Annotated in this window: 20 protein-coding genes; 6 read left to right on the top strand and 14 right to left on the bottom strand. The window is 46.4% G+C overall.

The genetic code is table 11. The features are described 5' to 3' along the window. Together IQ257_RS16020 and IQ257_RS30785 are read right to left on the bottom strand one after the other, a co-directional pair. The coding region (locus tag IQ257_RS16020) for an MBL fold metallo-hydrolase (RefSeq protein WP_193933113.1) at window positions 1-1630 on the bottom strand (1630 nt) is incomplete at its 3' end. Window positions 1631-1832: 202 nt separating this feature from the next. Then, window positions 1833-1955 (bottom strand): hypothetical protein, encoded by a 123-nt coding sequence (locus IQ257_RS30785; protein ID WP_265584480.1) that lies wholly within the window; start codon window positions 1953-1955, stop codon window positions 1833-1835. A 335-nt stretch (window positions 1956-2290) separates the two neighbouring features. Here IQ257_RS30785 and IQ257_RS16015 point away from each other — a divergent pair, with 335 nt between their 5' ends. Beyond that, window positions 2291-2434: a hypothetical protein gene (locus tag IQ257_RS16015; protein ID WP_193874168.1), complete on the top strand. Its 144-nt coding sequence runs from the start codon at window positions 2291-2293 to the stop codon at window positions 2432-2434. Between the two features lie 32 nt (window positions 2435-2466). Here IQ257_RS16015 and IQ257_RS16010 read toward each other — a convergent pair whose 3' ends face one another. The 9 genes from IQ257_RS16010 to IQ257_RS15970 all read right to left on the bottom strand — a co-directional run bounded on the left by IQ257_RS16010 (window position 2467) and on the right by IQ257_RS15970 (window position 12024). Further along, window positions 2467-3672 carry a tetratricopeptide repeat protein gene (locus IQ257_RS16010; RefSeq protein ID WP_193874167.1) on the bottom strand — a complete coding sequence of 402 codons (1206 nt, stop codon included), beginning with the start codon at window positions 3670-3672 and terminating at the stop codon, window positions 2467-2469. A 167-nt stretch (window positions 3673-3839) separates the two neighbouring features. Continuing rightward, on the bottom strand, window positions 3840-4433 hold the full coding sequence (locus IQ257_RS16005; protein ID WP_193874166.1) for a YbhB/YbcL family Raf kinase inhibitor-like protein: 594 nt from the start codon (window positions 4431-4433) through the stop codon (window positions 3840-3842). Window positions 4434-4540: 107 nt separating this feature from the next. Next, on the bottom strand, window positions 4541-5554 hold the full coding sequence (locus IQ257_RS16000) for a sensor histidine kinase (RefSeq protein WP_228060756.1): 1014 nt from the start codon (window positions 5552-5554) through the stop codon (window positions 4541-4543). Further along, the gene (locus IQ257_RS15995) at window positions 5527-5868 is read right to left on the bottom strand and encodes a hypothetical protein (protein WP_193874164.1); all 342 of its coding nucleotides are present in this window, start codon (window positions 5866-5868) and stop codon (window positions 5527-5529) included. Before IQ257_RS15995 ends, IQ257_RS16000 begins: the two co-directional genes overlap by 28 nt. A gap of 42 nt (window positions 5869-5910) precedes the next feature. After that, complete coding sequence (locus IQ257_RS15990; RefSeq protein ID WP_193874163.1) at window positions 5911-7278, bottom strand: ATP-binding protein; 1368 nt, start codon at window positions 7276-7278, stop codon at window positions 5911-5913. A gap of 240 nt (window positions 7279-7518) precedes the next feature. Beyond that, window positions 7519-9360, bottom strand: a complete 1842-nt coding sequence (locus IQ257_RS15985) for a CheR family methyltransferase (protein ID WP_193874162.1) — start codon at window positions 9358-9360, stop codon at window positions 7519-7521. After that, window positions 9350-9976, bottom strand: coding sequence for a chemotaxis protein CheB (locus tag IQ257_RS15980; protein ID WP_193874161.1), 627 nt, complete (start codon window positions 9974-9976; stop codon window positions 9350-9352). Before IQ257_RS15980 ends, IQ257_RS15985 begins: the two co-directional genes overlap by 11 nt. A gap of 46 nt (window positions 9977-10022) precedes the next feature. After that, complete coding sequence (locus IQ257_RS15975; RefSeq protein WP_193874160.1) at window positions 10023-11087, bottom strand: YheT family hydrolase; 1065 nt, start codon at window positions 11085-11087, stop codon at window positions 10023-10025. A 148-nt stretch (window positions 11088-11235) separates the two neighbouring features. Beyond that, window positions 11236-12024, bottom strand: coding sequence for an LEVG family PEP-CTERM protein (locus tag IQ257_RS15970; protein ID WP_193874159.1), 789 nt, complete (start codon window positions 12022-12024; stop codon window positions 11236-11238). Window positions 12025-12606: 582 nt separating this feature from the next. Between IQ257_RS15970 and IQ257_RS15965 the strand changes: the two genes are divergently transcribed. After that, the gene (locus IQ257_RS15965) at window positions 12607-13659 is read left to right on the top strand and encodes a mevalonate kinase (protein WP_193874158.1); all 1053 of its coding nucleotides are present in this window, start codon (window positions 12607-12609) and stop codon (window positions 13657-13659) included. Then, entirely contained in the window at window positions 13646-14539 is an 894-nt protein-coding gene (locus IQ257_RS15960; protein WP_193874157.1) for a UTP--glucose-1-phosphate uridylyltransferase, read from the top strand. Before IQ257_RS15965 ends, IQ257_RS15960 begins: the two co-directional genes overlap by 14 nt. 82 nt (window positions 14540-14621) lie before the next feature. On the opposite strand, the gene IQ257_RS15955 is transcribed toward IQ257_RS15960, so the two are convergent. Beyond that, window positions 14622-15179 (bottom strand): peroxiredoxin, encoded by a 558-nt coding sequence (locus IQ257_RS15955; protein WP_193874170.1) that lies wholly within the window; start codon window positions 15177-15179, stop codon window positions 14622-14624. Window positions 15180-16085: 906 nt separating this feature from the next. On the opposite strand from IQ257_RS15955, the gene ppsA reads away from it, so the two are divergent. Next, on the top strand, window positions 16086-18590 hold the full coding sequence (ppsA, locus tag IQ257_RS15950; RefSeq protein ID WP_193874156.1) for a phosphoenolpyruvate synthase: 2505 nt from the start codon (window positions 16086-16088) through the stop codon (window positions 18588-18590). Window positions 18591-19081: 491 nt separating this feature from the next. Here ppsA and IQ257_RS15945 read toward each other — a convergent pair whose 3' ends face one another. Continuing rightward, the gene (locus IQ257_RS15945; protein ID WP_193874155.1) at window positions 19082-19681 is read right to left on the bottom strand and encodes a Uma2 family endonuclease; all 600 of its coding nucleotides are present in this window, start codon (window positions 19679-19681) and stop codon (window positions 19082-19084) included. 185 nt (window positions 19682-19866) lie between these two features. After that, on the bottom strand, window positions 19867-20001 hold the full coding sequence (locus IQ257_RS30780; protein ID WP_265584479.1) for a hypothetical protein: 135 nt from the start codon (window positions 19999-20001) through the stop codon (window positions 19867-19869). On the opposite strand from IQ257_RS30780, the gene IQ257_RS15940 reads away from it, so the two are divergent. Then, window positions 20000-20896 (top strand): Uma2 family endonuclease, encoded by an 897-nt coding sequence (locus tag IQ257_RS15940; RefSeq protein WP_193874154.1) that lies wholly within the window; start codon window positions 20000-20002, stop codon window positions 20894-20896. The genes IQ257_RS30780 and IQ257_RS15940 overlap by 2 nt on opposite strands. Window positions 20897-20899: 3 nt before the next feature. After that, entirely contained in the window at window positions 20900-21436 is a 537-nt protein-coding gene (locus tag IQ257_RS15935) for a cytochrome P450 (RefSeq protein ID WP_193874153.1), read from the top strand. Window positions 21437-21510 lie beyond the last annotated feature (74 nt).

Raw genomic sequence — 21510 nt, 5'->3', positions numbered from 1 at the left:
CCCCTGTAGGAAATTCGATGGGTTCAAAGACTGGACAGTATCCTTCAGGTGTTACCTTAAAGGCATACAGAGGAGAAGCCGGATTCCAGCACCTCTGACCGCGTTGGTGACGGCAGTTAGCGCAGCAATCTACATTGGCTGGCATCTTAGCATTGCTGCTCTGACTGAGGAGTTCGCGTTGTGATAAGCCCCGTAAGACTAGCTCTTCTCCTTGCCAACGGGCTTCCACTAAACCGGTATCGGCAAAGTCTTGCCACCGGGGATCAGCCGCGATCGCTTCTGGTAAGGTAATTGTAACTACAGTGCCAAACTCAGTCAGTTCCCCTTCATAATTTCGTTCTGGCGGTGCTGGCTGTATGAATGTTTCGCCAATGGGCAGTTCTACCAGAGTTCCTCTTCCTGGAGTGTGGAGGTGGTAGCGATTTTGTAACTCCTCCAACCCCGCCAAATCAGCCAAGTAGGTTGGAGAGCCATGAATAAAAATAACGTGCTGGGGGCGAAGATTGTGAATCAACTGATTGGTTCCCATACAATCGTTGTGCTCAGTCAGCAGGTAGGTTTCCACTCCCGTGATGCCAGTGTCGTTCACAGTGGACGGATATCGAAGTCGTTCCGGTCGTAAAATTGCCCAAAGACTCGGATCAGAACCGCAATAAGTCTTCAAGTTAACTGTTTCGTCGGTCAAGACAATACAGGGAGTCTGACCGAGGTTTTGCTGCTGTTGCTCATCTAGCCTACGCACTCGAGGGCGCACTCGCTCGTCCCAAAAGAGGGGTTGATGGCGGGCAAAGTTTTGTACGGATGTTGGCAAATGCGGCAGCAGTTCTAAGTAAGCGTCGCAGGCATTTGCTACGGTTCCGTCTACCCAAATATCTAGATTACGACCTGTAAACTGATGGTGGCTGCGTAGCAGCATCAGTAATTCTTGACCTAAACCTAAGGTGGGTACGGGTAAGAGTACGGAGCGTTTAGCAGCAAGGGCTTGGTCGATTCGCTCCACGAGCTGGTTTTCCTGCTGGCGTCGGTGGGGATATCGAGCTGTGCCGTAACTGCCCTCCACAATCAGCACATCTGGCTGTGTACCCCGCAAGGCTTCAACTGACAACCCCTCTACTAACCGCGCATTTGACAAAAAGAAGTCACCCGTGTAAAAAAGTCGGTAAGTTCGATGGGGAGCGGTATAGGTCAGCAAAATTGCCGCTGCTCCTGGTAAATGTCCAGCAGGAAACAATTGGGCACTCAGACCCTCTCGGAATTCAATCGGCGTTTGCCAAGGCAATGCCTGACAGAATCGAGGCACGTCCTCGGGTCGCACATCAAGCCAGTTGAGGGGCAATAACTGAGTGGTGACTTCACTGGCATAAATCGGTAGCTGTGGGAAAGCGTTATGAAGGGCTAACAATCCCTGAGCATGATCACTATGGGCATGGCTGCACAACACTACATCTGCTGGTGGACTGCCTGCCGCTTGTAGGGGTGAAATGTCGTTTAATCCACAATCAAGAAGAATGCGGTGCGGCCCCATCTGCACTAGCAAACAAACTCCCTCCGCACTGTGACCAACACCATAGGGGAAACAGGCTAATCGATCATCCTCGCCAGAGGATGCTGGTGGGCGTTGATTGCTCATGAGCTATTGAAAATTAGCGAACAACACTCAGCCATTAGTGCTAGCTCTAAAAGAGGGTGTTTCCTCAAGAACCTAGCAGGATGCTGGCACATTTATCAGCTCTTGTAGGGTGCTCCCTACTATCAGGTGTCGGGAAACTTATAACTTCAGATCACTGAGAGTCGAGAGCTATTGGCTGAAAGCTGAACTAGATTAAATGAGCTTAATGAGCAGAACCGTTACCGTGATAGTTGTCTGAGTCGTAAAATCCGTTTTTCGTGCCAAAAATCAGGGATAACACTGTAAAGACAATGGTTAAGACCACTAAAACGAGTTTAATATCCATTTATCTGGAAAGCTGTTTTTGAAATCACTTGACACTCATCGAGCTAAAGCTACGATGATTCTTGGGCTGACCCCTATGTGACAATTTTACCATGAAAATTTCCTTATGGTTCAGGGTTCCTTGGGTCGCGCCCTTTTTTACCTCATCTTCAACAGGACTTACGAAGAAAGCCCTCAGCCCTTCAAATTTGGGGGAACTTGAAAGGATGAACATTAAGTCATCTTTCAGTAGAATTACACCAAACCCCACGTGTGGGTCAATTTGTTAGAGGAAGTGAGATGGTAGTTGTTAATTCTACTTTTAGTAAAGATGATTAAGATTGAGGAGTATCCCTTATGGTCAAAAGACTTCTCCAAGCCGTCACAATTACCTTGTTGCTGAACCTGCTGGCTCATATGAGTCCGCCAAATACTACCCAGCCTGGTGCTGTTGCGCCTGCGCCAAAATCCCACAATTTAATAGCGAGTTGGCGGCAATAGTTTTTTGTTGAGCTGGGCAGTCTGTGTAAGGATTAGCGTCGGGATTTCTGCAGTTCCCGGATTAGGGATTCGGCTTCCCGTAATCCTTCTGCATTGTTTTGACGCCGATAGAGATCACGGGCTTTTTCGATGGCGCCGATCGCTTCTTTTAGGCGATCGCGTCCTTTTAGTGCCACTCCTAACTTGAAGAAAGCGTTTGCATCTTGGGGCGCTAGCTCAGTTAGGTGTCGGTAAGCAACGATGGCTTCCAAATAATTTTCCTGGGATAGTAAAATTTCTCCTATTGCTGCCTGAGCTTCTACAGACTCTGGATCGATTGACATTGCGTGTTTGTAAGCCTCCAGAGCACCCGATACATCTTTTTGGGCTTGCAAAATTTTAGCAATCTGAAGGTACACTAGAGCATTGCCTGGTGATAGCTGCGCCGCCTTCTCAAATGCGGCTAATCCAGCCACCATATCACCTTGACTTACCCAAGCCGCTCCCAAACTCAACTGCACACGGCTCTCACGGGGAGCTAGTACTGCGGCTTGTTGCAAGACTTTGACGGCTTCTTGGGGACGCCCCTGCTGTAACAACACTGAACCCATCAACTCATAAGCTTCGGCATTGCTGGGTTGGAGTTCACTCACCCGGCGGTAAGCTGCGATCGCTCCATCATAATCTTTCTGACGCAGCAGCACTACACCCAAACCCCAATAGCTATTGATATTATCGTCCTTGAGCTGAATGGAACGGCGATAAGCAGCCGCCGCACCCGCATTATCTCCAGCCTTGGCAAGGCTATAGCCTAGGGCGTAGTGAAACTCAGCATTATTCGGTTCGAGGGCAATTGCCTGTTGGTAGGCTCTAGCCGCTTCCCGGAAATTTTCCTGACGTGCCTGTAAATAACCGATACCAGAAAAAATCTTAGGATTTCGCCCATCTAAGTTAGCGGCTTGCTGGTAAGTAGCGATCGCCCTAGCATAATCCCCGGCATCTACAAATTCTCGCCCTTGGCGGAGCAATTCATTCACTCGGAGCTGTTGGTTGGGCTGTTGCTGGCTCACGAGTATAGGTTGACGGGCTTGGGCAATGGGTGGCAAGGTAGCCATCAGCCCTGTTAACACTACAGTACTCGCTACAAATATAGTCTGCTTTAGCACAGTCACGTTTTTCGCAGATAATCGGTGCAATGTTTCAGTGTTACGCTCCTTAGAGCGCTGAATCAGGAACGGATTGTTCGTGGAAAAAGGCATTGTTGATAGTTGCCAGTTTTCAAGCAAGATTTTGAACAAAAAGGATTTTATCAGAGGAAAACGGTTAATATTAACAAAAATGGGAAAGATAGTTTCGTAGGACAGGCGTCTCGCCTGTCAAGGGCTGCCTGTTCTACGGGATAACTTCTTTTTTGGAGCTGCCCTCGTTACGAACGCGAATAGCGTCCAATCAGTTCAGCACTCCCCAGAATATGACCGCTCATCGCTGCCTCTAATTGGGCTTTTGTCGCACCGGATTCTAGCCCCAAGGCTCGATCAAGGGCATAAAGTTTAAAAAAGTAACGATGAGTACCACTGGGGGGACAAGGACCTCCATATCCCAAATTGCCAAAATCATTTTCTCCCTGAGTTCCCCCATTGGCTAGAGTGGCTTGGGTGGGAATTCCTTCAGGAAGCTGGCGGACTTCCGGTGCAATATCATAAGCAACCCAATGGACGAAGGTTCGATTCGGAGCATCGGGGTCATCAACAATTAAAGCAAGGCTTTGTGTTCCTGTGGGGGGAGCATCCCAGTTTAATGCTGGTGAAATGTCTTCACCGTCACAAGTGTACTGGGAAGGAATCATTTCGTTTGTGTCAAACGCTGGACTCTCAAGGTTCATAGTCTCTTGTGCAGGTGTGGTTTCCGCTTGGGTTGAGCTGTTGCTAGCGGAACTGCAACTAACTAGGAACAGTGCTGCTAACCCGAGTACGTTAACACTGCGTTGTAGAAAGTCTCTTCTACCTATAGGATTAGGCATGATGAATTGCCTCCAGTTACGAAGGGGAGCGGGGAGTGGGGGAAAGGTAACTAGAAAATTGTAGGTTGATATAGAGCGATCGCGAAACCCAACCCTCACAGGGAGTGCTATTGACAGGTTGGTGAACAGGGCAAGGTAACGGTAAAAGTGGTGCCTGTGCCGATTTCGCTTTCTACCGATATCGTTCCTCTATGCAAGTCTACTGCCTTTTTGACAATGGTTAAACCTAGTCCTGTTCCAGAAATAGTCGTTGCATTTTTGGCACGATGAAATGGATCGAATAGGTGGGGAATATCTTCTTTGGGAATGCCGATACCGCTATCTTGAATTTGAAAGATAACTTGGCTATTTTCACAAATTGTTTTAAACTGTATTTTGCTGCCTTTGGACGAATACTTTATGGCGTTCGAGAGTAAGTTACCCAAGAGTTGCTTGAGAAGTTTTGGATCTAGGCAGACGGAAGGGCGATCGCACTTACTGCTAAAAACAATATCTTGCCCCTCCTTTGCACTGACTCGCAGTTCTTCAACTAAAGCTTGGCAAAAGTCTTCTAACTCTAGGGGAGCGGGGTTAAATTCCAGCTTATTTGCCTCGGCTTTGCCATAAAATAGAATATCTTCTAAGAGTTGCACCATATATCCGATCGAGAGGCGAACTTTATGGAAATGGTTGGATTTTTTGGCTTCGCTCAAGCGATCGCTATAGCCTTCTAGCATTTCTACGGAATTGAGGATAACACTCAAAGGAGTGCGGAACTCGTGGGAAACGGTGTTGATGAAGCAGGATTTCAGTTCGCTGAGTTCTTTTTCTTTGGCTAATTGCTGGCAAATGACTTTATATTCTACCTGTTTGCGATCGCTAATATCTCGGATTAGCCAGCGCAATCCTGTTAATTTACCTTGTTTGTACATGGCAGAAATAGAAATTGAGCTGGGAAACCCTTGGATATTGCGCGGTTGCAGGGACAGTTCCCAGTCTTGGCATAAGGGTTGCCCTGAAATCTCTCTCAATGCTAATTCACTGAGTTGGTTCAGTTTGAGGTGAAAGTTTTGTTTGTCGGCTTGGGTAACATAGACGAGGAGGGGTTTGCCGACTAACTTTTCTTGAGATACGTTGAGCAGGGTTGCTGCTGCACGGTTAGCGTCTTGAATAATGCCCCCAAGTCGGTGACTAAGTATCCGTCGGGGGCGTATTCAAATAACTCTTGGTAGCGCTGCTGTTCAAATTCTAGCTCTCCCCTAGTCCTGCATAATTCCTCATTTTGCTGGTGTAATTCTTCTAGGATAACAGCTAGTTCAGCGAGCGCTTCTTCTTGAAGTTCGGGTGAGATAGTTTGGGAGTTATGGACAGATTTATTAAAGCTAATTAACCACTCTTGGGCAGACTGAATTTGGTGTTCAAAATTATTGCCGAAGTTCATCTCTGATTTATCCATATTGTTTAGTAATGCTCACCCCCTTGTTTTCTGTCCTCTGCCTTACTTCAACGGTAAGGTAACGGTAAACGTCGTACCCACCCCAACTTCACTATCAACCGTTATCGTTCCCCCCTGGATATCAACTGCCTTTTTGACAATTGCCAATCCCAGCCCTGTGCCGGATAAATTCTTAGCGTTTTCTGCCCGATGGAAGGGTTCAAAAAGTTGGGATTGCTCTTCCGGCGGGATACCCATACCTTGATCTTGAATTTGAAAGGTAACTTGATCGGAGTTGCAAATCAATTCCAAACGAACGACACCACCTTTAGGGGAGTAATGAATCGCGTTTGAGAGTAAATTGTTCAGGATTTGATGGAGAAGTTTTTTATCTAAACAAGCGGATTGACAACAGCCGTGACTAATAAATTGAATCTCGTGCCTGTCGCTCGCTAGGAACTGATGTTCTTCGACTAACGTCTCACAAAACGGCTCTAAATCTAGCAATGCGGGTTTTAGCTCCAGTTTGTTAGCATTGGCTTTATTAAAAAGCAGTACGTCATCTAACATCTGAGTGATGCGCCGCACTGCGCCATCGGTTCTCTGGAGTAATTGGCTAGTTTTTTCTGCACTCAAATTGTAGCGAGTTTGTGCCAGTAATTGAGCGGTGACGTAGATGGTGTTGAGGGGCGTGCGGAATTCGTGGGAGACGGTATTGATAAAGCGGGATTTCAGTTCGCTCAGTTCTTTTTCTTCAGCAAGCTGCCTGCGGAGAGATTCTACCTGTCGGCGATAGCTCATATCCCGGATTAACCAGCGTAAACCGATCACTTTTTCTGGATAGCCTTGGATGGCAGAGATAGAAATCTCGGCGGGAAAGGGTTCGCACTCGCGGGGTTGCAAGGATATTTCCCAGTCTCGATACAGAATGGCCGCGGGAATGCCGCTGTAGGGTAATTGTCTGAGTTGTTCTAGTTGACTTGTGAAGGTGTGCCTGTCGGCTTCAGCCACAAAAAGCGTGAGGGGCTTACCTGGTAAATACTTTTGAGCAACGTTTAACAGAATGGCGGCTGCCCGATTTGACTCCTGAATCACACCCCTATCGTCAGTCACCAGATAACCGTCTGGGGCAAATTCAAATAGCTCTTGGTAGCGCTGGCATTCTATTTCCACGGCTTGGCGAGCCATGACTAATTCCTCATTTTGCTGCTGTAGTTCTTCTGCCGCAACTTTCAATTCTTCCAAGGTTGAGGTAAAGTTCTCTAGTATCTCTGTTAGCACTTGGGAAGAATGAGCGAATAAGAAGTGAGTCTTATGATATCCAAGGGTAGCCAAGAACTCCTGAGCCAGTTCAATATGTTGCTCGAATTGCTCCGCCAAGGAGTAGGAGGGTATTATTGGTTTGTTGTTGACCTGGTTATGATCGCTCATAGATGGTTTGATTATTCAAATAGGTTAGCACTAGGATTGTGTAAAAGGTATATACCCAACTCGTGAAAGTTTTAAGCTGAGAATCTTGACAAAAATTCAGTCGATGTCCAATTCCAACGGATAAACCCCCTACCCTTATCGTGAATTGTACAAATTGTTTGTCAAAATAGCTCTCCCATCTACTTTTTTGCACACCTATCTAGCTTCTAACTCAGCCAGGCTGCATTTAGCCCCCCCAACTTAATTTTCCTCCATGAGCAGAATGACTCCCCGCAGTTCTGCGTCCAGACCTCTCAATGGGTTGAAGCTAATGCGACAATCAATAGTACGACCCCGACGGTTTAGGGATTGAAGGACTAATTCTTGACGCTCTTCATCGCCGAGACAATTGCGAATCGGTTCCCCGAGTTGGTCAATGGGCAAGCCAATATCTAGACTTAGTAGGGATTGCCCCAATACCTCATCACTTCTGAGTCCCCAGAGTTCTTCGGCTCCAGGGTTCCAGGTTAAGATATTGAATTGACGGTCTACGACAATGACTCCAGCCCGAAGACCAACTAGAATCGAATTCAAGAAAACATTTACCTGGTTGAGATCGGCAGTGCGTATCTGCAATTCATCGTTAATGGTTTGCAATTCTTGATTAGTCGATTGCAGTTCTTCGTTCATCGTTTCGAGTTCTTCATTCGTCGATTGCAGTTCTTCGTTGGTGGTTTCGAGTTCCTCATTGGTCGATTGCAGTTCTTCGTTGGTGGTTTCGAGTTCCTCATTGGTCGATTGCAGTTCTTCGTTGGTGGTTTCGAGTTCCTGATTGGAACGTTGGAGTTCCATCTGAAGGTCATGGTAGCGGGTGACATCACTAAAACTAATGCTCACCCCTAACAAATCGTTGCCGTTTTCCTGCAAGGGTGAGACTTGCACCTCTAGGTACTGGATCATCCCATCCGACTGATAGTGCATGACATCGTTAATCGTCTTTGAGGAATGCTCTTGATAAACTTGCTCAATTAGAGAACGCAACTCAATGGGACGGTAAGATAACTCTAAATCTTGGAAAGGTTTGCCCATGTCTTGGAGGCTGAGTCTGAATATTGATCGCGCTGACGTATTTGCCAGGATCAGATGCCCCTTGAGATCGATAACAATCTGAGCAAGGGGAACGTCATTGAATGCCGCTTCCCTGAGACGTACATAGTTAGCCAAACGGTTATCTACCTCTTCCTTACCTGAGTGAGCCAATACTAACAAGCGATCGCGCAGGTTAATTTTTGACACCTTTGTAAAAATGCGCTGCGGCAAACTGAGGGGATTGAAGAGGTTGGTGTGAGTCAGTAGCATTTCTGCCTTACCCAAAAACAAAATGCCTATTGGGTTGAGGGCAAAGTGAAAGCGAGCTAAAATTCTAGCTTGAGTTTCTGAATTAAAGTACATTAAGGTATTACGGCACACGAGCAAGTCAAGACGGGAGATTGGGGCATTTTGTACTAAGTCGTGGCGGCCAAAGATTATGGCACGGCGCAAGTCAGGGCGAAAAAGGTACTGGTTTCCTGTCTGTTCAAAGTATCGCTTTTGCAGTTCATCGGGTAGGGTTTCGAGGGTTTGAGCTGTGTAGCTAGCTTGACGGGCATAAGCTAGGGCTTCTTCATCTACGTCAGTGGCGTAAATCTTAACCCGCTGCCGGAACTGCTCTGCACCCAACATTTCCGCTAGGATGATGGCGATGGTATAAGCTTCTTCTCCAGAAGCACACCCTGCACTCCAAACTCGTATCGGTTCTTCAACCGTCTTTTGAAGCAAAAGATTGGGGAGTGTCTGATTCTGTAAATACTCCCAGGCAGAAGCATCCCGAAAAAAGGAGGTAACGTTGATCAAGATCGTGTTGAACAGGGATGGAAACTCATCGGGGTGAACTTCTAAGTAGTCTAAGTAATCGCCAAAAGTGTTGATAGTGTGCTTTTGCATTTGCTTACGCACTCGCCGCTTGAGGCTGGTGCGCTTGTAGCCGGTGAAGTCAAACCCCCGCGATCGCCTCAGATAATCCAGCAGCGCTTCAAATACCCGATCCTCTTCGTTAGAGTTCATCGTGCTTTCTATCTATCACCAGCTTCTCTAAAACAGAAGCTATTTTCACTAACGATACGACAAAATCCACAGCCCCCGTCTCAAGAGCGGCACCCGGCATCCCAAAGAATTCCGACGTTGGTTTGTCTTGAGCGATTACCATACCACCCATTTTTTTAATTGCCTGCACTCCCATCATCCCATCTCGTCCCGTACCCGTCAGCACCACGGCGAGCGATCGCTCTTTGTAACTCGTTGCCACTGAATTAAACAGCAAATCAGCAGAAGGACGCACGAAATTCACGGTTTCTGACTGACTCAGAGAAAGAGTCCCATTTGGGTTGACGAGCAGGTGGTAATCTGGCGGCGCAATATAAACAACGCCTCCTTGCAAACAATCCCCCTCCTCTGCTTGCTTCACCTGCAACGGAGTGCGCCGACTGAGAATCTCTGACATCAAAGAACGATGTCGAGGATCGATATGTTGCACCACCACAATTGCGGCGGGAAAGCTAGTCGGTAAATGGGATAAAACTTGGATTAATGCCTTTAATCCACCTGCGGAAGAGGCGATGGCAATAATATCGAAGGCAGCATGAGTGAGATGGCGTGCTTCCTCGGCTTTAGGGGGTTCCACGTTAATTTAGTCCCTTCAATTGATGAGTGAATAGTCGTCAATGTCTTTAGTCTAGAGGGCGTGAATTTAGATCACACCACTCCAACACCCGATTCCACGCCCACCAACAATCTGAATACAGGGCTTGACATTGAGTCTCTTTACTGCTTATATAGCCCACATGACCCCCTTGCTGGGTTAAAACTAAATCAAGCACCGGGTTCTCAGCACAAGCCGTTTGCAAATCTGAAATAAGAGTGGGGTCAAACATCGGGTCATCAGCAGCGTAAAGGATTAAAGTGGGCTTAGTCAGGTGAGGCAGCAGGTGAAGAGCGCTGCTGGCTTCATAATATTCCTCTACCGATGAAAAACCCAATTTCTCGATTACCAGTGCCTTATCAAACCCCCAAATACTATTCGTTTTTTCAATAGCGGTTGGATCAATGGCATCTGGATGTGCTTGATACAATTGGCGAGCGAGATTCTTTAAGTTTTGAGCGATCGCACGTTCTAAATACCTGCCCAAGGGATGCTGAACCAGATAGGAAAGGGAGCGATTAGACTCTAAGCTGGGGCAAATAACCGCACCACCGCCAATATCTGACTCTTCTAATCCTATATCCTCTTCCCAATATGCGAGCGATTGAGCCGCTTTTACTCCCCACAGTGCCAGTTGCCCCCCTAGAGAATAGCCCGTAAACCAAAACGGTGGCGGACAACCGATTGCCTTGGCTGCGGCAGCAATTCTGACAAAATCTTCACCTTCGTACAAGCCATCGGAGGTTAACGTGGGAGATAATCGGGCAGTTTTGCCATGAGCACGCCAGTCAAATAAAACAACGGCATAGTTCTGGGCAAATGCTTTGCGCCCTAAGAGTTTTAAATACCACTGATTATCCAGAGTTCCGGTAATCCCATAGGTGCCAATAATTGTGCCTTTAGGGTTATCAGGCTTAGAAAGCCTACCATAAATTGGTACGTTTTGCGCACCGATAAAGATTTTTTCTTGATAAGGCGGTTCCGGAGCAGTTAGAGTTGTCTCCCAATTGCCCTTGGCTTTAAAGGCGATATAGAGAGTCATTGCCAAGCCATTTCTCAGATACCAAGGGGGAGTGTAGGGAGAGTGGGGCATATATATACATGGGCAGATGCACAAAACCCTCTTTTATTTTCTGGAAATCCCTAATAATAATAATAGGGTGGGCATTGCCCACCCTACCTATAGCACATCTAGTTACTGAGAGTGCTGAAGAGTAACAACCGCCTTGAGATAGAGTTATTTAAGCCTTCTTATTACGCTTGCGTAAGCCGAAAGCACCGGTGAGAGCTAAAGCACCTAAGCCCAAGACAGTTCCAGGTTCAGGCACAGATACCTCTCCGTCAACCTGGAAGAGAACCCCATCGCCAGTAGAGGTAAAGAATGCACCTCTTTCACCTAAATCGAGGGTGAGCATACTGACATTTTCAAAGGTTACGGTTTGGAAGTTCTTGTTTCCACCAGCAGAAACATAATCTGTGATTGTGCCATCGGTTTCAATGCCTTCATAGGTGGTTCCAGCGCCTACACCTCCTAATCCACCTACTCCATTCGCGTCGAAGAACTCAGTATCAAAGAAGGTAACGGAAAGGGAGTCTATAACTTGTGCAAAGTTGAACTTGAACCGACCTACTTCCAATTGCCCCTGTTCAACCAGTGGTGTTTCACCATCTGCCTGTAGCGCCACAGGACGGAAGAAATATTGACCTGCTGGTGTACCCACATCATTGGGTAGGAAATCCACTTGACCATAGGTATTAGGCGTTCCAGCTAAGTCAACGAAGAGGCGGCTCAGGGTATTGGTAGACGGGTCTACTAGACTTTCGATACTCTGGATGAGGGGATTGAGTTGCAAGTAAGAACCAGCTAGGGGATTGTCGAAACCAACATTAACCTCGCCTTCCTGAGTAGGAACAAAGGAAATAGCCGAGGCTGAAGGTGCGAGAAATCCTGTAGCTACTGTGGAGGCAGCAACGAGTGAAGCGACGGCACCAGTATTGCGAAGAAAGTTTGTTATGTGTTGGAAGTTCATAAAGTTCGTTCCTTGATAGAGGTATTGAAGATGTAGTCTGCTGATGCCCTGAAAATAAGATTTTTATTTGTGAGTCCCGTGATGGAGTCAGCCGAGTGTGTCTAATTCAAGCTTCTTAACATTGGATGAAGTAGGCACATCAGTGTCTATATCATCGGTTAAGACGTTGTTGGTTTCGATTTTACCTAGATTTCACAAGCAATTTAGAAAGCTGAGTGTGTTTAATTTGCTAGCGGCTGCGTTTTCTTTCTTTACATAAATATAACAAGGTTCTAGTGAGGTTGCCAGGGAAAATCGTCATCTTCACGAAAACTTTAAACTCAGGGAGTAGGGAAATGAGGTTTTCTAGAATTCCCTACTCTCTAAAATCCGTGCTGAATTGGGTAAACTCTGGCTCAAACCGTACTCGTCTGAAGGGGTCGAGTCGTTTGTAAAGGTATATCGAGAAGGACACGTCCCATTTTTACCGACATCCCGCTTGATGTGTTAGCGTAGTTTGCGCGATTGCTTTACACCAATGCTGGCAAGAGATTCAATCTGTAAGCTATTGACTGGAGAACGCAAACTTAACAGAATAAACGAATGAAACTTTTCGTTCCAGGTCGGTTGTGTCTGTTTGGGGAACATAGCGATTGGGCAGGAAGCTATCGCCGCCTGAATCGTCAGCTAGAAAAGGGTTATGCCATTATCACTGGCACCAATCAGGGACTGTATGCCGAGGTAAAGCCCCATCCTACCCACCTTATACTTCACGCCTCCCTCAGTGATGGCACCCCTCCAGAGGTAATTGAGCTCCCTATGGAACGGGAGGTTTTGCTAACGGAAGCCCGAAGGGGTGGTTTTTTTAGTTATGCCGCTGGCGTTGCTTACCAATTTCTCTCTTACTTCCAGGTGGGTGGACTAGAAATCGACAATTATCAAACAGATTTACCCGTTCAGAAAGGATTGGCATCGAGTGCTACTATCTGCGTTTTAGCGGCACGGGCTTTCAATCAGTTGTATGACTTGAAAATGACCCTCCGAGGGGAAATGGAATATGCTTATTTGGGGGAAATTGCTACCCCTTCTCTGTGTGGGCGCATGGATCAAGCTTGTGCCTACGGCAGTCAACCCATCTTGATGATTTTTGATGGCGATCGCATTGATATTATCGAGCTAAAGGTGCCGAATGATTTATTTTTTGTGATGGTAGACCTTGGAGCTAGCAAAAATACTCGACAAATTCTCAGCCAGCTTAATCAGTGTTATCCCTTCGCTACTGACACTGTACAGAAGAATGTGCAGAACTATCTCGGTGCTATCAGTTCTAAAATTACCCAGGAAGCCGTTGACGCACTGCAACAGGGAAATGCCGAACAACTTGGTACTCTAATGAAAAAAGCTCAAGCTGAATTTGACCGATATCTTATCCCCGCCTGCCCCGGACAGTTGAAAGCTCCTGTCTTGCACCAACTGCTCAATTACGAACCCATTCAGCCTTATATTTGGGGAGGTAAGGGTGTTGGTTCTCAAGGGGATGGCACTGCCCAATTTATTGTTAAAGACAAGACCAGTCAACAAAAAGTTATTAGACTAATTAAGCGTGATTTCCCTCAAATGCAACCGTTAACCTTAACCATTCATGCAGACTCCTAAGGTTCGCAAAGCCGTGATTCCGGCAGCAGGCTTCGGCACTCGCCTGTTTCCCGCTACAAAAGTCCTCAAAAAAGAACTGTTCCCCATTATCGATCGAGAAGGTCGTGCCAAACCCGTAATTTTAGCGATTGTAGAAGAAGCTGTGAGTGGCGGGATAGAAGAGATTGGGATTGTTGTGCAACCGAGCGATCGCAAAATTTTTGAGGACTTCTTTAAAGCTCCACCCAAGCCAGAATTGTGGAACAAACTCTCCCCAGAAAATCAAACCTACTGTAAATATCTCCAAGAACTAGGACAGCGAATTACTATTCTAGTTCAAGCGGAACAAGAAGGTTACGGTCATGCCGTTTTCTGTGCAAAAGACTGGGTAAATAATGAGCCATTTCTGTTACTGCTCGGCGATCATGTTTATACCTCAGATAATGAAACTTCATGTACTGATCAAGTTTTAAAGGTTTATGAACAAGTCAATCAGAGTGTGATTGGATTAACCATTATGCCAGCAAAACTTATTCATAAAGCAGGTTGTGTTGCCGGCACTTGGCAGGAATCTGACTCAATTATTACTGTCACCCAGGTTTGTGAAAAACCAGATGTAGAGTACGCACGTCAGCATCTACAGGTTAAAGGGATAACAAAGGATTATTTTCTGGGTATATTTGGAATCTATGTACTAGAGCCAAAAATGTTTGACATTCTCGAAAAGAATATTAACCAGAACATCCGGGAAAGAGGAGAATTTCAACTAACAACCTGCCTTGACAAGTTGCGGCAAGAAGGGGGAATGATTGGGTATTTGGTTAAAGGGCAGTATTTTGATACGGGAATGCCGGAGTTTTATCGGCAGGCGATGATTGATTTTCATCATGTAGCTCGGTAATTTAATACCAAGTTGTCCTCAAAAACATCATTGAGCAATTTCCAGTACCCAGTCCCAACTCCCAACTCCCAACTCCCCCACCTTAAGAAGCCGTCGATTGCAACTCATCCAGACGCGCCAGTACTTCTGTACTATGAATTGCTGGTCTGACACCGAGATATATCTCCCGCAGAATACCCTCTGGATCAATAATATAGGTATGGCGCAGGGAGATAAAACCCATCCAAGAGCCATACGCCTTGCTTACTGAACCGTCAGTATCTGCCAGCAGGGGGAACTTTAGCCCTTCTGAATCACAAAAGTCAGCGTGAGACTCCACATCATCTGCACTCACACCCAAAATCTGCACATTTTTCTCTATATATTTCGGTAAATCTTGCTGGAAGCGACGAGCTTCTAGGGTGCAACCCGAGGTGAAATCCTTGGGATAGAAATAGAGAACAACCCACTTCCCCCGGTAATCAGAGAGCGACACCTTACCCTCGCCACTATTGGTGGGTAAGGTAAACTCTGGTGCTGGTTCATTTACTGGCGGTTGTTTGCCACCAAGAGCCGATGCGGTTGGGGTGAAGTTAAACCAAGTGAAGCTGGCGACACAGGTAGCTAAGAAAATGCTGAGAACAGTGCGACGAGAAATCATGGTTAAATTCAGACTTTTACTTGACATAAGTTTACAGTCAGATGTTAACCCACGTCAGATACTGATTCTCGCTTGAGTGGAGTACACCTGACATCTCGCACCCTTCTCAATTAACCTCATAATCAGCCAGGGAATTTATTCCCTGTCTAATAGCACCAAGTCCATGGTACTGAGCGTGGTGAAAGCCCTCGTCTCACTGATTATAATCTCTCAAGTCAACGGCTTGCAACTGAAGGTGGATACAGATCATAAGTGCTAAGATAGAGTTGAAACTAGAGTTAGACTTGTCTCATTATTTAATTATCGTTATCTCAAAACTTTCTCAATTGCGATAATTGTAAAATACGAAGTCTTGCCCATCTTCTCTTCAGGATCAAGGGGGCTGTATTATTCCCTTAAGATTCACGGTAAAGACGGGTATAAGTTCTGCTATCAAAATCCTGATTTCCGCTCCTTACTCTGGGATTTTAGGTGAAGTAACTCTACAAGCAATGCGAAACGCCAAGAGCTGTAAACCTTGTAGTTATTCAATCCCTGCTCTCTATCGTCAGAATTTATCTCATTTACTTTTAGGATAGATCTAACTAGGAAAGAGTCATTAAAAAAATAAACATTTGTTTAATTGTACGGATAAGCGAATGAAAATGATGATAAAATAGTTTGTAGTGTATTGCCTAAAATTTCATTCAAGCTTTCCTTGTATAAGAATAGAGATTATAAGGATAAAGCCTTAATAAGAATTAGATCAATCAATAGTAAGCTTGCAAATCAATACGGACAATAGCAAAGCGCAATAATCCTATTTTATTTAAGTTCTAAATTGTAAAGAAAAGATTATTGAGTTAATCCAATGAGCTTCGTCCTAGTTAAACTGAAACTAAGACCAAGACTAGGAGGAAATACCTAATGGTTGCAGCTACCGAAACCACCTCTTCCCAAACGTCTAAAGAACAAGCGTTAGTTCTCTGGTTTGAAGAAGTAGGAATTGCTGATATTCCCTTGGTTGGCGGTAAAAATGCCTCCCTCGGCGAAATGATTCAACAACTGACCGCGAAGGGCGTCAGGGTTCCTACAGGATTTGCGACTACAGCTTATGCCTATCGTTATTTCATCCAAGGTGCGGGTTTAGAAGAAAAACTACGCGAACTCTTTGCTGACCTGGATGTTGAAGATGTTAACAACTTGCGGATACGGGGTAAGCAGGCGCGGTCTTTACTGCTCAATACCCCCTTCCCCCAAGACTTGCAAGATGCGATCGCCGCAGCTTACCTTAAACTGTGCGAACGCTACGGCTACACAGCCCAATTGTGCGATCGCTTTGATGACCCGGAATTCCAAGAAAAGTGCAAACAGGACAGTGCCGCCGTTGATGTGGCAGTTCGTTCTAGCGCCACGGCGGAAGACCTACCCGATGCTAGCTTTGCCGGTCAGCAAGAAACCTACCTGAACGTTTTTGGCGTTCAAGATGTCTTAGAAGCCTGCCATCGTTGCTTTGCCTCTATCTTTACCGACCGGGCAATCTCCTATCGCACCGTCAAAGGCTTCGACCATTTTGATGTTGCCCTATCGGTCGGCGTACAAAAAATGGTGCGCTCCGACTTGGCATCCTCTGGTGTCATGTTCACAATCGACACCGAAACCGGCTTCAAGAATGCAGCCCTCGTTACTGCGGCATACGGTTTGGGTGAAAACGTTGTCCAAGGTGCCGTCAACCCTGACGAATACTTTGTGTTCAAGCCTACTCTCAAAGAAGGATTCCGCCCGATTCTAGAGAAGCGCTTGGGCAGCAAAGAAATCAAGATGATTTATGACATCGGCGGTACGAAACTGACGAAGAACGTGTCAGTGCCGGAGTCTGAACAGAAGAAATATGCCATCAATGATGAGGAAATTCTCGTCCTAGCACGTTGGGCTTGTATTATTGAAGACCACTATTCTCAAGTCCGGGGTCAATATACTCCGATGGATATTGAGTGGGCGAAAGACGGACTCACGGGCGAACTCTACATCGTTCAAGCTCGTCCCGAAACCGTACAATCCCAGAAGTCAGGTAGCGTCCTCAAGAACTATCAGCTCAAGGGAACCTCTGACGTATTGGTAACGGGTCGTGCTGTTGGGGAAATGATTGGTCAGGGCAAAGCCAATGTTATTTTGGATGTCCACAAGATCGATGAGTTTGAACCCGGTCAAGTCTTAGTTACGAATAAGACTGACCCCGACTGGGAACCCATTATGAAGCGAGCTAGTGCCATTGTCACCAACCAAGGTGGACGCACCTGCCACGCGGCAATTATCGCCCGTGAAATGGGTATTCCTGCGATCGTTGGTTGCGGTAATGCCACAGGTGTTTTGACCAGTGGGCAAGAAGTGACTATCTCCTGTTCCGAAGGGGAAGAAGGACGAGTTTATGACGGTTTGGTGCCCTTTGAAGTTCAAGAAACGCAACTGGATAACCTGCCTCGCACCCGCACCAAGATTTTGATGAACGTGGGCAACCCTGAAGAAGCCTTTGGTTTAGCTTCGATTCCTTGTGATGGTGTAGGATTAGCTCGTTTAGAGTTCATCATTGCGAATCACATCAAAGCACACCCCTTGGCGCTGCTGCACTTCGATGACCTAGAAGATGCATTAGTCAAGCGGGATATCTACAAGATGACTTACCTCTACGAGCGCAAGTCTGACTTCTTTGTGGATAAGCTAGCTCGTGGAATTGGCATGATTGCGGCGGCGTTCTATCCCAACCCTGTGGTGCTGCGGATGTCCGACTTTAAGAGCAACGAGTATGCCAACCTCTTGGGCGGTAAGCAGTTTGAGCCAAAAGAAGAAAACCCGATGATTGGCTGGCGTGGTGCGTCTCGTTACTACGATCCAAATTATGCCGAAGCTTACGGCTTAGAGTGCAAGGCGCTCAAGCGGGTACGGGATGAAATGGGCTTGACCAATGTTATCCCGATGATTCCCTTCTGCCGCACTCCTGATGAGGGTCGTAAGGTGCTAGCTGAAATGGAGAAACATGGACTCAAGCGCGGCGAAAACGGCTTGCAAGTTTATGTGATGTGCGAGATTCCTAGTAATGTTATCTTGGCGGATCAGTTCAGTGAAGTGTTTGATGGGTTCTCGATTGGTTCCAATGACCTGACGCAGTTAACTTTGGGTCTTGACCGTGACTCGGCACTGGTTGCTCACATCTTTGATGAACGCAATGACGGTGTTAAGGAAATGGTGCGGATGGTAATCGAAAAAGCCAAGAAGAATGGTCGCAAGATTGGGATTTGCGGTCAAGCGCCTAGTGACTATCCTGAGTTTGCCAAGTTCTTGGTTGAGTTGGGAATTGACTCAATGAGCTTGAATCCTGACTCGGTGATGAAGACACTGTTGATGGTTGCTGAAGTTGAAGCCACTCAAGGTTAGTTATTGAGGTGTCTTTAGTCTGCACTTAGGGGGCAGTCTGCTAAAGAGCGATCGCTTTTGGGGGAGTGGGAAGCGATCGCTTTTTTGTCAATACGTTGTACTAATTTTATTCATGTTTGCAACAGATCCTAGATCCTCCCTAGCCTTGAAAAGGGGGACTCAGATAGAGTGGGTGCGATCGCGCAGTGTATCGGAAGTTGAATTATGTGATCGTGTGTCCGCCTCTACATTGGTATAACAACGCTAGTAGACAGCAGGACGCCTTACTTGCTAAATCACCAGCACAACCTTATATGGCGCTTCCCAAGCAAGTGAGGTACAGCTTCTAAGCTACAAGCCTTAGTTTCAGCCAGATCGATGTACCTCAGCAGACTGGGAAATGCTACAGAGTTCAAAAGTGAATGCAAGTCAAAACCCTGCCCCGGCGCGATTCCTGACATTAACACCTAAGCCCGTCTGAGTGACCCTAGGTGCTTAACCATGCTCCCTAGTTAGGCTTGACGGATAATTTCTACAAATTCATTGACAGCATCATACTGGTCAGGATGGGCAATTGATAGCAGCAACAAAGCCTTATCTAAATTTGGGAAAAATTGACTATGGTTTACCTCTTGATAGTCATCGCCTTGGAGTTGGAAGATTCTAAGTTGGTTAGACTTCCAGAACCAAACTTCAGGGACTCTCAACGGTTTGAATAACTCCTTACGGTCTATAGTGCCACTGGTGATAATGATTTCAATGACAATATCAGGGATTTCCTTCCGGCTGTCAATGCAGTAAGATTCATCCGGGATGCCAGAAGCATACCCAGGTGCTTCTAGCGTGAAACCACCAGTTGCATAAAATCGAATGCCTTTCGCTCTCATGTAGGCTTCTAGTAGAAGTCCCAGAGTCCTTTTGACGTATTCATGTTCCGCTCCAATAGGAGACATGATTTCCATTACCCCTGATAAATAAGTCAGCCTGACATCCCGGTTATTTTCCAACTGAGCTTCAATTGTTTTGAACTGCTTCCAGCTAATGCCATGCAGAGTAACAATTTTTTCCTCTATGGGCTTGGGATTTGGTTTATCCAAAAGTGAGAAACTCATGGGTAATCTCCAATTGATACATAAAAACTATCAACAATTGCTCTCGATAATCTTTGTGTCGGTATTACTTCAGGATAGCGCTTGAGAACTCCCAGACGGTCTCTCTTACTGATACTGATAGCTTTCTATCAAATGTTGTTCTAAAAGCCTTAGACTGTAAAGCTTTGCTGAAGTATAAGCTAGACTTATCTACCTAAATACGGGAGAGCCGAAAAATCCGCAGCGATCGCATCCTTCCACATCTGCTGTTCTGCGCCAATACCTTCAATAGACAACCCGCCTGGATAAAATAGAAACCATAGAAAATTGAGCGCTGCCATGACGTTTGCAATTGGACACTCCATTCCTCAAACTGAGCCGCCTCGTTCCCCTCGCGAGACGCTGCCAACCATGTATGACTTACCCAGTGAATACATAGGAGAACCAGGATTGCCAGACGAATTTCATGATTTACAGCCTCAGCTCCTGAGCCGAACCTTATCTCTGGTAGCTTATCCTCGTGATCAATGGTTCACTGGAGCCGATCTTAATCTTTACTACGATGTCCATCATCCGCTGTGGTATAAGCGACCCGACTGGTTTCTGGCAGTGGGAGTCCCCAGGCTTTATAACGGGCAGGACTTTCGGCGGAGTTATGTCACCTGGCAAGAGGGGCAGAACCCCTACGTGGTGATTGAGTTTTTGTCTTCAGGCACCGAGCGAGAAGACTTGGGGCGGTTTTATCGAGCTGAAGATGCAGTGGAGGGAGAAGATACTGCATCGCCACCAGCTATCCAGAGCAGTGAAACAGAACGTCCCCTGGCTAAGTTTTCGGTGTATGAACAGCAGCTCCGGGTGCCTCACTATCTAGTTTATAGCCGCCAAACGCAGCGACTGCGCTATTTTCAGTGGGTCGGAGGACGCTATCAAGAACAGCAGGTTAATGAGAGCAATCCCCAAGTATGGCTAGCGGATCTAAATATTGGCTTAGGGCTTTGGGAGGGTAACTTTGAGGGCATCTCTAGCTCCTGGCTGCGGTGGTGTGATGAAGATGGCAATTGGCTATTGACTGATACAGAACAGGAGCGTTTAGAGAAAGAGCAAGAACGACAAGCTAAAGAGCAGGCTCAGGCTCAAGTGCTGCAAGCTGCCAAAAATCTGTTGGCGACGGGAATGACGGTGGTACAAGTCGCAGAACTTTTGGGCTTATCGACGGAACAGGTGAGTAGTTTGTAAGCTATGGTCTTAAAATTGCTTTACCCTTTGGTAGTAAATTATACAAAGAAAAAGGGTTTTGGCACTGAACCCTTAAAACATTTTCTCGTCGGGTTATTTGGCGTCAACAGTGAGCAGCATCGGCAACATCGTCAACTCATGATGCCCGCTTTTCATAAACAGCGCCTAGAGTCTTACCGCGATGATATGGTTGCCATGCTGGATGAACTGCAAAGTGTGCTCAAGGGTGAAGCTCCAACCGTTGAGCAGTTGCAACAGTTGCCGTTGTTGGATCGAGTCGTCAAAGAAAGTCTGCGCGTTTTGTCCCCTGTGCCTTGGAACGGGCGTGTCACGTCACAACCCACTGAGCTGGGAGATTATGCATTACCCACAGGCACGGAGGTATTTGTCAGCCTTTACCATACTCATCATATGAGTGAACTCTATCCCGATCCAGAGGCATTTAATCCACAGCGCTGGGAGACTATTAGACATCTCCAGAATAGAAACTCTGACCTAAAAAACTGGTATAATATCAATTTTCAGAAAGCCAAGCCATGAGTGAGCTACTAGATTACATTAGACATCTCCAAAAATCATGAAAGCCTCTGATGAAATAGCGTAGTTATCGTTCT

Source organism: Coleofasciculus sp. LEGE 07092, assembly GCF_015207375.1.
Taxonomy (GTDB): Bacteria; Cyanobacteriota; Cyanobacteriia; order Cyanobacteriales; family Coleofasciculaceae; genus LEGE-07092.
This window is presented reverse-complemented; position numbering and strand designations above follow the sequence as displayed.